Origin of the sequence: Lentzea sp. NPDC058450 (genome assembly GCF_042721395.1) — a bacterium.
Lineage (GTDB): Bacteria > Actinomycetota > Actinomycetes > Mycobacteriales > Pseudonocardiaceae > Lentzea.
Genome location: NZ_JBHXLO010000028.1, coordinates 99,489 through 114,503, shown reverse-complemented (window position 1 = coordinate 114,503; position 15,015 = coordinate 99,489). Strand labels below are relative to the sequence as shown.

The following is a 15,015-nucleotide window of genomic DNA, read 5'->3' as shown; positions in this document are numbered from 1 at the left end:
CAGTGGCTGCTGCGAGGTTGCCGTGCGCAGTGGGCGGGGCCGAGGTTGCCGTGCGCAGTGGTCGGGGCCTGGTGGCTGGGCTCGTGGTGAGCCAAGACGGGTGGGCCTTACCGGGTACCAATGGCTTTAGGACATGCGAAGCCGAAGGCGAGCCCGTCCGAGCGCGCGAACGCGATGGCGCAGCCGAGCTTCCCTGCCTCAACGCAATGCCGAAGGCGAGGCGTCCTTCCTGGGCGCACCACGGCAACCGGTAATGACGTGACGTACCGGCTCAACGTGCCCACGCTGCAAAGAGATTGGGGCTTGACTTTGGGTGCGAGGTGCTAGCTTCTCGAGCTCGGCCGGGCGCTTTTCAGCCCGGCCTTTTCCGGCCGACCAGCGCCTCGCAAGGGCCCCGAAGTCAAGCCCCAATCTCTATCGACGCGCCAGCGGCGATGACTCGACCACGCTCGTCAAAGTTCTCTAGAACCCGCGCGCAACCACCCAACCGGACCACCCCTCATCCGACAGGCCCAACTAGGGTGAACAACGTGGACGCACTGGATCCCATTGAGTCGGTCAACACCTTCATCGGCACAAAGGACGAGGGCAACACGTTCCCCGGCGCGTCCCTGCCTTTCGGCAAGGCCCACAGCAGCCCCATCGGCTCCCACTACGCCGGCTACCGCTACGACGACCAGCAGATCCGCGGCTTCGGCCACTTCTTCCTCTCCGGCGCGGGCTGCTGGGAACAGGGCGGTCTGGTCTCCATCCTCCCGGTCACGGCCCTCCCGCAGTCCTTCGACCACAAGCGGTATGCCACCACGTACACCCACGACGGTGAGGTCGGCAAACCCGGCTACTACAAGGTGAAACTGGACCGCGACATCACGGTCGAGTGCACCGCCACCACCCGAACGGGTGTGGAGCGCTACACGTTCCCCAGCACGGCAAAGCCGACCCTGCTCATCAACGTGGGCCAGGCCAACGACAAAGAGCCGGTCTCAGCGAGCTCCATCAAAATCATCGACGACCGCACCATCACCGGAACCGTGGAAACACAGGCGTTCTGCGGCGGCCGCCCCTACATCACCTACTTCGCAACGAGGTTCGACCGCCCCTTCACCCAGTTCGGCACCTGGGGCCCGACGGGCCCGAAACCGGACCAACGAGAATCCCAGGGCGGCGCCGGCCTCAGGGGCGCCTGGGCGACGTTCGACCCGGGCCAGGTGACGGCGACCACCGCACTCTCCCAAGTGGACGAACAGGGCGCGCTGAACAACCTCGAACAAGAAACGAGCGCCAAAACCTTCGACGACCTCCGCAACGAGGCGCAGCAACAGTGGCGCGAAGAGCTGAGCTGCATCGAGATCGAGACGGACGACTGGGACGAGCGCGCGGTCTTCTACACCGCGCTCTACCACGTGCTGCTCCAGCCGCTCACCGGCAGCGACGTCGACGGCAGGTACCGGGGTTTCGACAACAAGATCCACCAAGCCGACGGCTGGACCTACTACGAGTACTACTCGCTGTGGGACACCTACCGCGCCCACAACCAGCTCCTCGCGCTGCTCCGCACGCAACGCAGCAAGGACATCGCGCGCAGCGTCCTCGCCATCCACGAGCAGGGCGGGTGGCTGCTGCGCTGGGCCTACGCCAACCAGGAGACCAACTGCATGACCGGCGACCCGGTCACGCCGTTCCTGGTCGACCTCTGGCGGTTCGGGCACCTCAAGGGCTTCGAAGAGCAGGCCTATCAAGCGCTGAAGCAGAACGCGGACGGCATCCCGCCGGAGGCGAGCCGGTTCCAGGGCCGGTCCGGCAACCCGACGTACCTCACCAAGGGCTTCGTCCAGTACGACAAGCGCTTCCCCAAGAAGGGGCAGGACACCGACCCGCACCACGGCGCGTCGGCGACGCTGGAGTACGCGCTCGCGGACGGCACGCTGGCGATCATGGCCAGAGCGCTGGGCCACACCGAAGACGCGGAACGGTACGAAAAACGAGGGCTCAACCACCGCGCCCTCTGGGACAACAGCGTCACCGACCGCGGCTTCACCGGGTTCCCCCGGCCCAAGCTGCAGAACGGCGCCTGGCTCACCCCGTTCACGCCGCAGGGCCCGGAAGGCTTCCACGAGGGCACGGCCTGGCAGTACCAGTGGCTCTGCCAGCACGACGTCGAAGGCCTCATCACGGCCGTCGGTGGCAGGGCCCAGGCCGAGGCGCGGCTGGACGACTTCTTCGCCTATCAAGACCTGCTGGTAGACCCCAAGCGCACCGTCAGGGAAAAGTGGGTCGTCGGGCCGTACGACTACTACAACCAGTTCCGATACAACCCCAACAACGAACCGGACCTGCACGCGCCGTGGATGTACGCGCTCATCGGCAAGCCGGAGAAGACCTCGGTGGTGGTGCGGGCGGCGCAGACGTTGTTCGTCAACGGACCGGCGGGCGTCACGGGCAACGACGACCTCGGCACGATGTCCGCCTGGTACGTGTTCAGCGCGCTCGGGATGTATCCGGCGGTGCCCGGCACCGGTGAGTTCGTGCCGCACGCGCCGCGGTTCACGAAAGCCGTCATCCACCTGGAGAACGGCAAGGACATCGTGATCAAGGCGGAGCAGGCCGACGTCACGAGGACCCAGGTGGTGCAGCGGATCAGCAGCGGCTGGCGCAACAAAGGCAAGGATCGGATCGAGCTGGCGGAGTTGCAGTCGGGCACTACGCTCGAGGTTGATCTCCACACACTTTCCAATTAAGACGCTGGAACGGTCGTACGCTGTACTGATGGGTATTTGCGCGAGCTGTGGCACGGGTTTCGCGCCGCTGCCGTCGCGCGCCCGTTACTGCTCGAACGCATGCCGTCAGCGCGCCTACCGTCAGCGTTCGGCCGGTACGTCCACTGTGGTCGCCGAGCTGCCGTCGTACGGCGACGCGTTCGTCGGCCGGGAACGGGAACTGGGCGAGCTGCTTTCGTTGCTGCGCAAGCACAGGCTGCTCACGCTCGTCGGGTCGGCGGGCGTGGGGAAGACGCGGCTCGCCACCGAGCTGGCCGGACGCGCCAGACGGGCCGAGGTGCGCACGGTCGAACTGGGCCGGTTGAGCAGGCCCGAGCAGGTCGTCGAGGCCTTCGCGGAAGCCGTTGGGGCGTATCAACACGCGGGTGTCTCGCTCAGCACGACGTTGTTCCAGGAGTTGGCGCACCGGCGGGTCCTGCTGCTCGTCGACAACTGCGAGCACCTCGTCGAGGCGTGCTGCGAGGTCGTGGACGAGGTGCTGGCCCGGTGTTCCGGCGTGCAGATCCTCGCGACCAGCAGGGAAGCGCTCAGGGCCGTCGGCGAGGTCGTGTACCCGCTGCACGGCATGGCGGCGGACGCGCCGGCGTTGTTCGCCGAACGCGCCGGCGAACGAGGTGACGAAGACGCGATCGCGGCCGTCTGCGCACGTCTGGACGGCGTCCCGCTGGCCGTCGAACTGGCCGCGCGCCTGTCCAGGGAGGTGCCGATCGGCGAGCTCGCGGACCGCCTCGACCAGCGGCTCGACCTGCTCAGCGACGCGGAGACCACCCAACGGCACCGGAGCCTGCGCGCCGCCATCGCCTGGAGCCACGACCTGCTGACCACTGGTGAGCAGGAGCTGTTCCGAAGACTCGCGCTGCTCCCCGGCGGGTTCGGGCTGGACATCGCCCAGGTCGTGTACGGCGCCCCGGTGATCGGGCTGCTCACGGCGTTGCAGGCGAAGTCGCTGGTGGTCCGCGAGCAGGACGGCCGGTTCCGGATGCTCGAGTCCGTCCGCCTCTACGCCGAGGAACGGCTCAAAGAACACGGCGAGCACCACACCACCGCCGAACGCATCCTCACGTGGCTCTGCGAGAAGGGCGAACCCGGCGTCACGTCGTCGATCCTGCGGCCGGAGCAGGTGAAGGCACAGCACCAGGAATACGACAACGTGGGGTACGCGTTCGCCCATCTGGTCGCACCGGACGACGGCCGGCGCCTGATGCTCGCCACGATGCTGCTCAGGGTGTGCCTGGACCGCGGCTACTTCGCACAGGCCGGCGCGGTGCTCAGGCAGGTGCTGGACTCCACCCCCGCCGACGCGCGGTACCGCATCCTCGCGCTGGAGTACGCGTCCTGGCTCGCGGGGTACGAGGAGCAGCACGAGGAAGCGCTCAGGCTCGCCCGTGAAGCCGTCGCGGCGGCGGTGGCCGGCGGGCAGGACGTCATCATGTGCCGCCTGTACCGGACGTTGGCGAACGCTTACGACGGCGTGGAGGATCTGCCGAACGCGGCAGCCGCGCTGCGCCAGTCGATCGAGCACGGCGTACGCAACGGCAACACGGTCAGCGTCGCCGTCTCCAGCCAGAACCTGGCCTGGCAGCTGCTCATCCAGGGTGACGCCGAGGGAGCCGCGGAGCTGGCCGACCGCGCGTTGCCCGTGATCAGAGCCCATGCCAGGCCGGACGTGGTCGCACGTGTGGTGCACACGGCCGGTGCCATCGCCCTCGAACGCGGCGACCTCGCGACGGCGGGCGCGCGGTTCGCCGAGGGCGCGCGCATGACGGCCGACTCGCCGAGGGCGTTGCTGGACTCGATCGAGGGACGCGGCCTGGTCGCGATGGCGTCGGGACGGCACGAGCTCGGCGTACGACTGCTGGCCGCCTGCCGGCAGATGCGGGCGGCGTGGGTCGTCTCGCCGGAACCCTGGTGGCGGCGGAAGATGGCCGCCGCGATGGACCTCGCACGGGAAACCCTGTCGCCCGCCGCGTTTGGACGAGCGTTCAACTCGGGTGCGGCGATGGACGTGAGGCACGCTCTGGAAACCGCGCTGGACAAGGAGATCGTGCAGGACCCGGTGCTGAGCGACCGGCAGCGCACGGTGGTCGAGCTCGTGGCCCTGGGAATGACGAACGCGCAGGTCGCGGCCAAGCTCGGCATTTCACACCGCACGGTGGAATCCCACGTGCACAACGTGAAAACCGTCTTGAACCTTTCGACTCGCGCGCAGCTCAAAGCATGGGCCCAAACGCACTGAGGCGCACGCCACGTCCAACTGAGACGTAACGCTGCGGTTCATCCGGATGACTTCCGGCCCCCTGCCGTTCATGGTGAGTACAACACCGGACAAGGGGAGGGGGCGACGTGGAACCGTTCCGCCTGCTGCACCCCGACCTCGTGCCCCAGCGGCGCGAGTCGCTGCAGCACGCCGCGTCCATGCTCGTCCAGATGGGCCTGGACGACACGGTGCTCTCGGCCTCGCCCGTGCACCAGCGTCTCGCGCGCGTCGTGCTCGCGAACAGCGGCGTCATCGAGTGGACGCCCGGCTACCGCGTCCAGGAAAGCGACCTCGACCAGCGCTTCGGCGTCGTGCGGGTCGGCGGCGACCGCGGCGGGATCTTCCTCTCCGGCGTCCTGATCGCCTACCTCGACGTGCTCGAGAACGCCGCCCGGATGCGCACCTCGATCACCGAGGACTCCTGGCGCACCCTGCTCTGGGCCCCGACCGCCCTCTTCGACCACGTGCTGCGCAGGCCGCAGGTCGGCATGACCGTCATGCCGCCCGGCTGCGGCACCGAGAGCCTGCCGTTCGAACGCACCCAGGCGGGCCAGCGCCTCTACTTCGCGCTCATGCAGGCCGTCCGGTTCGCCGTCAGCGGTGTCGTGCGCGCCGAGGACGACCGCACGCTCGTCGAGGACTGCGTGACGCTCGCGACCGCGTGCCTGCGGGCCGCCGCGGTGGCGCTCGCGTTCGCCGCGGACGTGCCCGAGGGCTCGCCGCTGCCGGTCGTCGAGAACGACGAGCACCGCTACCTGTGGCAGGTGATCAGCGACGTGCGGGCGGCCGTCCCGCGCGCCCGCTTCGAGCAGTTCTCCGCCGCGCTGCGGAGGTTGAACGACGTCTACACCGCTTGCCCGTTGCTGGTGGCCGGCGGCTGATCTCGTTCGTCGCGACTTCGCAGCGACTTTGGTCGTTCCACCACGCGAAGTGCCAGGTGCTCACCTAGCGTTTCGCCCATGACGGAGGAACGGTCCGCGGTCGTCGTCCGGGACGTCCGCAAGAGCTACGGCGAGCTGCAAGCGGTGGACGGCGTCTCGTTCACCGTGGCCGAGGGGGAGTTCTTCGGCATCCTGGGGCCGAACGGCGCCGGGAAGACCACCACGCTGGAGATCGTCGAGGGACTGCGCAAGCCCGACAGCGGCGAGGTCCGGCTGCTGGGCGAGAGTCCCTGGCCGCGCAACGTGAAGTTGTTGCCGCGCATCGGTGTTCAGCTCCAGGCGTCCTCGTTCTTCGAGAAGCTCACCGCGAAGGAACAGCTCCAGACGTTCGGCGCGCTCTACGGCGTGAGCGCCGGCACGGCCGCGGACATGCTGGAGCTCGTCGGCCTCGCGGACAAGGCGAACGAGCAGGAGAACAAGCTCTCCGGCGGGCAGCGCCAACGGCTTTCCATCGCGTGCGCGCTGGTGCACGACCCGGACATCGTGTTCCTCGACGAACCGACCGCGGCGCTCGACCCGCAGGCCCGCCGCAACCTCTGGGACGTGCTGCGCGCGATCCAGGAACGCGGCAAGACCATCGTCTACACCACGCACTACCTCGACGAGGCCGAGATCCTCTGCGACCGGGTGGCCATCATGGACACCGGCAGGATCCTCGCGCTCGACCCGCCCGCCGTGCTGGTGCGCGGGCTCGACGCGCCGACGCACGTGACGTTGCAGAAGGGCGTGCTGTCCGTTGTGGACGCTGCCGCGCTGGACGGCGTCGAGGACGCCCACGAGGACGAGGTGTCGCTGACGATCTCCACGCGCCGCCCCGCGCCCGTGCTGTCGGCGCTGGCCGAACGCGGCGCGCTCGACGGCCTGCAGGTGCGCACGGCCACCCTCGAAGACGTTTTCCTCAACCTGACCGGTCGGGAGTACCGCGCATGACCGCGTTCAAGACGCTCTCGGTGGCGATGCTCAAGGGCTTCGTCCGGGACAAGGTGACGCTGTTCTTCACGTTCCTGTTCCCGCTGATGTTCCTGGTGATCTTCGGCCTGATCCTGCGCGACGTCGGCGCGGACAAGACCAAGATCGCGCTCGTGGGTGACGGCCCGATCGTGGCCGCGTTGCGCGACAGCGGTGCGCTGGAGCTGGAGTCGTACGACGACGAGGCCGCCGCTGTGCAGAAGGTGAAGGACGGCGACCTGCCCGCCGCGTTGATCATCCGCGGTCAGCAGCTGGACGTGCGGTTCGCGCAGAGCGACCAGGTCAAGTCCGCCACCGTCGTCGGGATCGTCAACGGCTTCGTGGACAAGGCGAACCTCGCCGCGACCGGTCAGCCGCCGACCTTCACGTTCGTCGCGGAGAAGGTCGAGGACGCCTCGCTGAAGCCGATCCAGTACCTGACTCCGGGCATCCTGTCGTGGGGTGTGGCGGTGTCGGCCGTGTTCGGTTCGGCGCTGACCCTGGTGTCGTGGCGCCGCAAGCAGGTCTTGCGCCGCATCCGGCTCGCACCGGTGTCGGCCACCTCCGTGCTGTCGTCCCGGGTTCTGGTCAGCGCGGGCGTCGCGCTCGTGCAGGGCGCGACCTTCATCGGCATCGCGTCGCTGCCGGTGTTCGGGTTGCGGCTGTCCGGGCAGTGGTGGCTCGCGATTCCGTTGCTGCTGCTGGGAACCATCGCGTTCTTCGCGCTCGGCATGCTGGTCGGCGCGTTCGCGAAGACCGAGGAGGCGGCGTCGGCGGCGGCGAACATCGTGGTGCTGCCGATGGCGTTCCTGTCCGGCACGTTCTTTCCCGTCGACCAGGCGCCCGCGTGGCTGCAGACCGTCTCGAAGATCTTCCCGTTGCGGCACATGAACGACGGCATGCTCGACGTGCTGGTGCGCGGCAAGGGGATCGAGGCCCTGGCGTTCCCGGCGGCCGTGCTGATCGGCTTCACGCTGGTGGTCGGCTTCATCGCCTCCCGCGTCTTCAAATGGGAGGAATAGGACAGGCCCGGTCGTCGTGTGCTCCCCGTCACGGTTCATGATGGGGAGCCATGACGTTCTCCAGCGTGGTCGGACGGTTCCGCATCCTCGCCCTGGCCGAGGCCCTCTCCTGGGCCGGGCTGCTGCTCGGGATGTTCTTCAAGTACGTCGTCGTGCAGAACGAGATCGGCGTGAAGGTCTTCGGCCCGATCCACGGCATCATCTTCGTGGGCTACGTGCTGGTGACGCTGATGGCCGTCGCGCCGCTCAAGTGGGACGCGCGCACGACGATCCTCGCGCTGCTCGCGAGCATCCCGCCGTTCGGCACGATCCTCTTCGAGCGCTGGGCGTCGAAGACGGGCCGCCTCACCGAGCCGGCCGCAGAACAGCTCTGAGCTCCCCTTCCGCGTCGCCCGCGTGGTAGATCCGCTCGGACTCCTCGACGTTGTCCAGGAACTGCTGGTACTTCACCGCGTTGTGCAGGTGTGAGGCCCGGCGGGCGACGTCGAGGGCTTCGAGCGGGCGGCTGTGCGGCCGGTGCGCGAGCCACGCCTCGCTCCACACGTGCCGGAGCAGGTCGTGGACTTCCGGACGGCTGAACTCCAGCACCCGGCACGCGTCGAGCGCGGGATGGCCCCAGACGGCGTCGGACCAGTCGATGATCCGGCCCGTCCGGCGCCAGTTGCCGGGGTGGAAGTCGCCGTGCGTGAGCGTGTCCGGCAGGCCGAAGTCCGGCATCGGGACGGCCGTCGAACGGATCCGCGGCGGGCCGGCCAGCGCGTGCTGCGCGGCCACCCAGCGCGGCACGATCGTCCTGATGTCCTCCGGCGTGACGTGCCAGCAGTCGTCGCCCGGTTCGTCGCTCAGCAGGACCCGCTGCGGTGCCCTGGCGATCACCTGCGGGACCAGGCCGGGGTCGTGCGCCGCCACCATCTCGATCACCGCGCCCTCGTCGGCGAAGAACGGCGGGACGGCCTTCAGCCACACCGGTCCGTTCGCGGTCGGCAGCCGGTGCACGGTCGAGAGGTTCCAGGTGCGGACCTGGACGGCCGGGCCGGTGCGTTCCACGTGCTCGTCGGCCCAGGCGACCAGTTCCGACGGGCCGCCGAGCTTCGCGTACGGGAGCCTGCGTTCGGCGTCGTGCTCGGGTTCCTCCGCCGGGTGCAGGTGGGTGCGGTCGGGTTCGCCGAGGGCCTCCACGTGGTACGTCACCAGGCCGCCGCACGGGGTGTCGCCGCCCACCGCGGTGATCAGCCGCAGCACGTGCGTCGGGACGCCCAGCAACGCTTCGAGGGCCTCGTTGACCGGCTCCACGTGGTACCAGTCGAGCGTAGGCGCCGGCAGGACCCCGGTGCGTCCCGCGAACCCCGACGGCGCGCTGACCAGGGCGATGAACGTCCGGTCCGTCATGGCGTGACCAGCGCGAACGCCTTGCGCAGCTCGCGCTGCGGGTCGCCCTCGTGGTAGATCCGCTCCGACTCCTCGATGTTGTCGAGGAACTGCTGGTACTGCACCGCGAGCAGCAGGTGCGCGGCGCGGCGGGCGCTGTCGAGCGCGTCGAGCGGACGGCTGTCCGGCCGGAGCGCGAGCCACGCCTCGCTCCACACGGCCTTGATCAGGTCTCCCAGTTCGGGGCGGCAGAACTCGATCAGCCTGCCCGCGTCCAGGGCGGGGTGGCCCCACACGACGTCGGACCAGTCGATGACGACGCCGCTGTCGAACCAGTTGCCGGGGTGGAAGTCGCCGTGCACCAGCGTGTCCGGCAGGCCGAAGTCCGGCATGGGCACCGGGCACGGCCGCACTCGCGGCCCACCGGCGAGAGCGTGCTGCACGGCGACCCAGCGGGGCACGATCTCCTTGATGTGCTCGGGTTTCGTGTCCCAACAGGCTTCGCCGTCCGCCTGGCCGAGCAGGACGCGCAACGGCGCCGCGGCGAGCACCTCGGGCACCAGGCCGGGGTCGTGGGCGGCGACCATCTCGATCACCTCGCCCTCGTTCGCGAAGAACGGCGGCACGGCCTTGAGCCACGCGTCGCCGTGCGCGGTGGGCAGGCGGTGCACGCTGGACAGGTTCCACGTCTTCACCTGCACGGGCGGGCCGGTCCGTTGGACGTGCGCGTCGGCCCAGCTCAGCAGCTCGGCCGGACCACCGCGGTAGGCCCACGGCAGCCGGTGCACGGCGTCCGCGGCGGGTTCTTCCGCCGGGTGCAGGTGGGTGCGGTCCGGCTCGTCCCGGGTCTCGACGTGATAGGTGACCAGGCCGCCGCCCGGAGCCTCGCCGCCCTCGACGCCGACCAGCCTGAGCACGTCGGTCCGCACGCCGAGCAGGCGTTCCAGCGCGGCGTTGACGGGTGCGGCGTCGGCCCACCAGCGCGTCCCGACCTCGATCGGGTCCGTGCGGCCGGCGAACCCGGACGGCGTGCTGACCAGGGCGATGAACGACCTCACCGCGTCACCAGCCTCAGCGCCTCGCGCAGCTCCACCTGCGGGTCCCCCTCGTGGTAGATCCGTTCGGACTCCTCGATGTTGTCGAGGAACTGCTGGTACCTCACGGCGTTGTGCAGCCGGGACGCGCGGGGCGCGATCTCCAGCGCTTTGCGGGGGTCGCTGTCGGGGCGGTACTTCAACCACGCCTCGCTCCACACGCGACGGATCAGATCGTGCAGTTCGGGCGCGGCGACCTCCATGAGCCGGCACACGTCGAACGACGGATGGCCCCAGACGGCGTCGGACCAGTCGATGACCACGCCGCTGCTGAGCCAGTTGCCGGGGTGGAAGTCGCCGTGCACCAGCGTGTCCGGCAGACCGAAGTCCGGCATCGTCGACGCGGACGGCGTGAGCCGGGGTTCGCCCGCCAGCGCGTGCTGCACCGCCACCCAGCGCGGCAGGACCAGCTCGACCTGCTCCGCCGTCACCTGCCGGCAGTTCTCGCCCTCGACGTGGCTCAGCAGCACCCGGTTCGGCCCGCTCGCCAGCACCTCGGGCACGAGCGTCGGGTCGTGCGCGGCGACCATCCTGATCACCTCACCCTCGTCCGCGAAGAACGACGGCACGGCCTTGAGCCACACCGGCCCGTGCGCGGTTGGCAGCTGGTGCACGCTCGACAGGTTCCAGGTCCGCACCTGCGTCGCAGGCCCGGTGCGGGTGATCACGCCGTCGGCCCACGCCACCAGCTCGCGCGGCCCGCCGGGCCGTGCCCACGGCGCCCGGTGCTCAGCGTCGGGGTCGGGTGCGCCTGCGGGTTCGAGGTGGTCGTGGCCGGGCTCTTCGTGCGCCTCGACGTGATAGGTGACGACCCCGCCGAACGGCACGTTGCCGCCCTCGGCGTGCAGCAGCCGCAACACGCTCGTCTCGACGCCCAGCATGGCTCGGAGGGCGGAGTTGACCGGCTCGACGTGGTTCCAGTTGGGCGTCTCGACCGGGAACGCTCTCGTGCGCCCGGTGAACCCGCTCGGGGTGCTGACGAGCGCTACTGCCGAACGGTCCGGTCGATCGGAGATCATGGGCCCATCAGGCCACAGACCGGCCTGACCGCCCAACCGATTTAATCCTCGAAGTCGCCGCTCGCCCGGCGCACCTTCGCGAGCAGGTCCGTGAGCTGCTCGGTCTGCCGGTCCGTGAGCCCCTTGAGCCCGAGGTTCACGTCCACCACCGCGGCGGTCGCGCTCTCACGCCGCTGCAACCCGGCGTCGGTGATCTCGACCAGCGTCGTCCGCCGGTCCGTCGGGTGCGGCGTCCGGCGCACGAGCCCGTCGCTCTCCAGCCGGTCGACGATGTTGGTCACGCTCGTCGGGTGCAACTGCAGCCGCTCGCCCATCACCCGCATCGGCAGCGCGCCCTTGCGCGAGAAGTACAGCAACACCAACGCCTCGTAGCGCGCGAACGTGAGTCCGTGCGGCTTGAGGGCTGCGTCCACGGCGGACTGGATGATTTGCTGGACCCGCATGACGCTCGTGACGGCGGCCATCGACGTCGACGAACCCACCCGGTCGTCCCACAGTTCGGCCGCGCGGGCGATCGGATCGAACGGCAGCGGTGTCATGGGCACCGAAGCTACCAGTCAGTACCACCCGTGGATCAGCAGGAGGTGCACGTGCTCGTCGCGTTCAGTGTTGCTCCGTCCGGTTCGGACGAATCCGGCAGCGTCGCCAAGGCCGTGTCCGAGGCGATCCGGATCGTGCGCGAGTCCGGCCTGCCCAACGAGACCAACGCGATGTTCACCCTGGTGGAGGGCGAGTGGGACGAGGTGATGGACGTGGTCAAGCGGGCAACGGAGGCCGTGCAGGCCAGTGCGTCGCGCGTGTCGCTCGTGCTCAAGGCGGACATCCGGCCGGGCTACACCGGGCAGCTCAAGGCCAAGGTCGAGCGGATCGAGGAACACCTCTCCGACACCCCCTGACCGCGGGTGATTTCAAGATCACCCCGAGCGTTGCCGAACTGTCCAGGATGTGGGACGACGGCGGGTCGCGGACGTGTCGTCCACGGATGGCGGAACCGCTCTACGCCGCCCCGGTGAGCGGACCCGTGCGGCGCTCTTCGCTGGGTTAGCGTGTCTGGCGTGGACGCGAGACAGCTGTGGTTGAGGTTCGAGCCCTACCACGACGTCACGTACTTCACGCCCGAGTCCCGGGCGGCGACCGACGCGCTGGGGTGCAAGGGCGGGTGGATGGGCTACTTCGGCATGCGGGCCGCCCCGCTCGGCGCCGCGTCGCCGGAACTGGTGGAGGCGGTCTTCTACAACTTCGCGCCGCGCATGGTCCGCCGTGCGCTGCCGGACGCGTGGGAGGTCGCCTCGCCCGCGGAGTTCCTGCGGGTGCGGCTGGAAGGAGTGGACGGGGCGCTGCGGCGGCTGATCGGCGAGGTGGACGCACCGGAGATCGCCGAGGCGGCCGGACTGGCCAGGGAGGCGGCTGTGAACGCTCCTCTGGGCGGTCGCCCGCTGGCCGCCGCCAACCGGGCGCTGGACTGGCCGGAGCAGCCTCACCTGGCACTGTGGCACGCCTGCACGATCTTGCGCGAGGCTCGCGGTGACGGTCACGTGGCCGCACTGGTGGCCGCGGGCATCGGACCGTGCCAAGCGCTTGCGCTCTACGCGCGTGAGCATTCCCTCGACCCGGCATACATGCGCGCCGCGCGTGGTTGGACGGTGGAGGAGTGGGAAGAGGTGGCGGACCTGCCCGGCGACCTCCCCTCGGTGGAAGAAGCGACCGACAGGGCCGCTGCGGCACCGTGGGAAGCGCTGGGTGAGACCGGCACGACGCGGTTCGTCGAACTGATGACACCGCTCGCTCTACGCATCGCCGCGGCCAACGAGGCGATGCGCGTCAACCCGATGGCCCTGGACCCGGTCCGGGAACTAGCCGTGCCAGGATGGAACACGTGACAAGGCCTGATCCTCGCAAGACCGCCGCACTGTCCGCCGCCCTCTCGGGCGCCGTCGACCTGGGCGCCCTGAAGGCACGGGCCGACGCGGCCCGCACCGCCGCCGCGGCCCCCGCCACCGCCTCCGCCGCCCCGGCCGCTGACAACGGGTCCGCGCCGTGGATCGTGGACGTCACCGAGGCCTCCTTCCAGGCCGTGGTCGAGCAGTCCCTGCAGGTGCCCGTCGTGGTGCTGCTGGGGGCCTCCTACAGCCCGGAGTCGCAAGCGCTGGCCGCGTCACTCACCCGCTACGCGCAGGCGTCCGGCGGCGCGTGGATCCTCGCGCGCGTCGACCTGGAGTCCGCGCCGCGCATCGGCCAGGCGTTCGGGGTGCAGTCCGTGCCCACGACCGTCGCCGTCGCCGCAGGTCAGCCCATCGACGCGTTCGCGGGTCCGATCGCGGACGCCGAGCTGTCGCAGTGGATCGCCCGCCTGCTGGACGCCCTGCGCGACCGCCTGCCCGGCATCCGCGCCGGCGAGGCCCGCGCCGGAGGCCCCGTCGAGCCGGAGGAGATCCCGGAGGACCCGCGCATCGTCGCGGCCGAGGAGGCCTTCGAGCAGGGCGACTACGTTGCCGCGCAAGGCTTCTACTCGGAGATCCTGGCCTCCGAGCCGGGCAACGAGCTCGCCAAGGAAGGCCTCGCGCAGGCCAAGTTCGCCGAACGGGCCGAGAGCGTCGACCCGGCCGTGATCGCCAAGGCCGACGGCGCGCCCGAGGACATCGACGCCCAGCTGGCCGCCGCCGACGCCCAGGTCGCCGGGCAGATGGTGGAGGAGGCGTTCAAGCGCCTCGTCGACACCGTCCGCCGCGTGTACGGGGACGACCGCGATCGCGTCCGGCAGCACCTGGTCGGGCTGTTCGAGCTGTTCCCGGCCGACGACCCGCGCGTCGCCGCCGCCCGCCGGAACCTGGCTTCCGCGCTGTACTGAGTCCTGTCGGACCCCCTGAGTACGGTGAGACGCAGGGGTCCCGAGAGCGGGGGGACGCCTGCGTGAGCGTGCGTTCCCCGGCGTCTCGAAGGCCGGCGTGTCCGCCCGCGATCGTTTCAGCGTTGTTCGCTTGTGACAGCCCTGTCGCTATCCTGCGACGGTGCCGGTGACCGCTGACGATCTCGACGCCGCCGTCGCCTGCCTGGCCGACGCGCTCGGCCCCGCGACCACCCAGGACTGGGCGGTCAAGCCCGGCACGGGGGAGTGGAACTGCCGGACCACCGCCGAACACGTCGGTGACTGCCTGCTGTCCTACGCGGCGCAGCTGGTCGCCCAGCCGGAGCACCGGTACGTGCGTTTCCTCGCCGCCGCGGACGAGGACGCGAGCCCTGCCGAGCTGCTCGAGTTCGCCGTGACCGGTGGCGGGATCCTCGCCTCGGTGGTGCGGACGGCGGCGCCGTCCGCACGCGCCTACCACCCCACCGGCCTGGCCGGTCCCGCGCACTTCGCCGGCATGGGTTGCGTCGAAGTGCTGGTGCACGGCGAGGACATCGCCCGCGGCCTCGGTCTGAGGTTCGACCCGCCCCGTGACGTCTGCGCTCGCGTGCTCGCGGCGATGTTCCACCACGACGACCTCGACGTGGATCCCTGGACCGGCCTGCTCTGGGCGACCGACCGCGTCAGCCTGCCCGGCCGTGAGCGGCAGACCGGCTGGCGCTGGCGCGGCGCGCCCGCATGAGC

At 70.1% G+C, this 15,015-nt stretch carries 14 protein-coding genes; 10 read left to right on the top strand and 4 right to left on the bottom strand.

Annotated features, from left to right (window positions below; translation table 11 throughout):
* The first annotated feature begins 434 nt into the window (after positions 1-434).
* The 6 genes from ACFWNN_RS34115 (at position 435) to ACFWNN_RS34090 (ending at position 8,319) form a co-directional block, all read left to right on the top strand.
* Complete coding sequence (locus tag ACFWNN_RS34115) at positions 435-2,738, top strand: GH92 family glycosyl hydrolase (protein WP_382444066.1); 2,304 nt, start codon at positions 435-437, stop codon at positions 2,736-2,738.
* A 28-nt stretch (positions 2,739-2,766) separates the two neighbouring features.
* On the top strand, positions 2,767-5,013 hold the full coding sequence (locus ACFWNN_RS34110; protein WP_382444065.1) for a LuxR C-terminal-related transcriptional regulator: 2,247 nt from the start codon (positions 2,767-2,769) through the stop codon (positions 5,011-5,013).
* 107 nt (positions 5,014-5,120) lie between these two features.
* Positions 5,121-5,915 (top strand): hypothetical protein, encoded by a 795-nt coding sequence (locus ACFWNN_RS34105; RefSeq protein ID WP_382444064.1) that lies wholly within the window; start codon positions 5,121-5,123, stop codon positions 5,913-5,915.
* Positions 5,916-5,993: 78 nt separating this feature from the next.
* Positions 5,994-6,905, top strand: a complete 912-nt coding sequence (locus ACFWNN_RS34100) for an ABC transporter ATP-binding protein (protein WP_382444063.1) — start codon at positions 5,994-5,996, stop codon at positions 6,903-6,905.
* Positions 6,902-7,945 (top strand): ABC transporter permease, encoded by a 1,044-nt coding sequence (locus ACFWNN_RS34095; RefSeq protein ID WP_382444062.1) that lies wholly within the window; start codon positions 6,902-6,904, stop codon positions 7,943-7,945. Before ACFWNN_RS34100 ends, ACFWNN_RS34095 begins: the two co-directional genes overlap by 4 nt.
* 50 nt (positions 7,946-7,995) lie before the next feature.
* On the top strand, positions 7,996-8,319 hold the full coding sequence (locus tag ACFWNN_RS34090) for a DUF3817 domain-containing protein (protein WP_382444061.1): 324 nt from the start codon (positions 7,996-7,998) through the stop codon (positions 8,317-8,319).
* Here the strand turns inward: ACFWNN_RS34090 and ACFWNN_RS34085 are convergent.
* From ACFWNN_RS34085 to ACFWNN_RS34070, 4 genes are read right to left on the bottom strand one after another with little or no spacing between them, the layout of a single operon-like run.
* Positions 8,291-9,334 carry a phosphotransferase gene (locus ACFWNN_RS34085; RefSeq protein WP_382444060.1) on the bottom strand — a complete coding sequence of 348 codons (1,044 nt, stop codon included), beginning with the start codon at positions 9,332-9,334 and terminating at the stop codon, positions 8,291-8,293. The two genes, ACFWNN_RS34090 and ACFWNN_RS34085, sit on opposite strands and share 29 nt — an antisense overlap.
* The gene (locus ACFWNN_RS34080) at positions 9,331-10,371 is read right to left on the bottom strand and encodes a phosphotransferase (RefSeq protein WP_382444059.1); all 1,041 of its coding nucleotides are present in this window, start codon (positions 10,369-10,371) and stop codon (positions 9,331-9,333) included. The genes ACFWNN_RS34085 and ACFWNN_RS34080 overlap by 4 nt, the downstream gene beginning before the upstream one ends.
* Entirely contained in the window at positions 10,368-11,426 is a 1,059-nt protein-coding gene (locus ACFWNN_RS34075) for a phosphotransferase (protein ID WP_382444058.1), read from the bottom strand. The genes ACFWNN_RS34080 and ACFWNN_RS34075 overlap by 4 nt, the downstream gene beginning before the upstream one ends.
* A gap of 41 nt (positions 11,427-11,467) precedes the next feature.
* Positions 11,468-11,965 carry a MarR family winged helix-turn-helix transcriptional regulator gene (locus tag ACFWNN_RS34070; protein WP_093592887.1) on the bottom strand — a complete coding sequence of 166 codons (498 nt, stop codon included), beginning with the start codon at positions 11,963-11,965 and terminating at the stop codon, positions 11,468-11,470.
* A 51-nt stretch (positions 11,966-12,016) separates the two neighbouring features.
* Here ACFWNN_RS34070 and ACFWNN_RS34065 point away from each other — a divergent pair, with 51 nt between their 5' ends.
* From ACFWNN_RS34065 to ACFWNN_RS34050, 4 genes are all read left to right on the top strand, one after another.
* Positions 12,017-12,322, top strand: coding sequence for an MTH1187 family thiamine-binding protein (locus tag ACFWNN_RS34065; protein ID WP_382444079.1), 306 nt, complete (start codon positions 12,017-12,019; stop codon positions 12,320-12,322).
* Positions 12,323-12,481: 159 nt separating this feature from the next.
* Positions 12,482-13,306: a hypothetical protein gene (locus tag ACFWNN_RS34060; RefSeq protein ID WP_382444057.1), complete on the top strand. Its 825-nt coding sequence runs from the start codon at positions 12,482-12,484 to the stop codon at positions 13,304-13,306.
* On the top strand, positions 13,303-14,274 hold the full coding sequence (locus tag ACFWNN_RS34055) for a tetratricopeptide repeat protein (RefSeq protein ID WP_382444056.1): 972 nt from the start codon (positions 13,303-13,305) through the stop codon (positions 14,272-14,274). Before ACFWNN_RS34060 ends, ACFWNN_RS34055 begins: the two co-directional genes overlap by 4 nt.
* Positions 14,275-14,434: 160 nt before the next feature.
* A complete protein-coding gene (locus ACFWNN_RS34050) occupies positions 14,435-15,013 on the top strand; it encodes a hypothetical protein (RefSeq protein WP_382444055.1) in 579 nt (192 codons plus the stop codon).
* Positions 15,014-15,015: the final 2 nt, after the last annotated feature.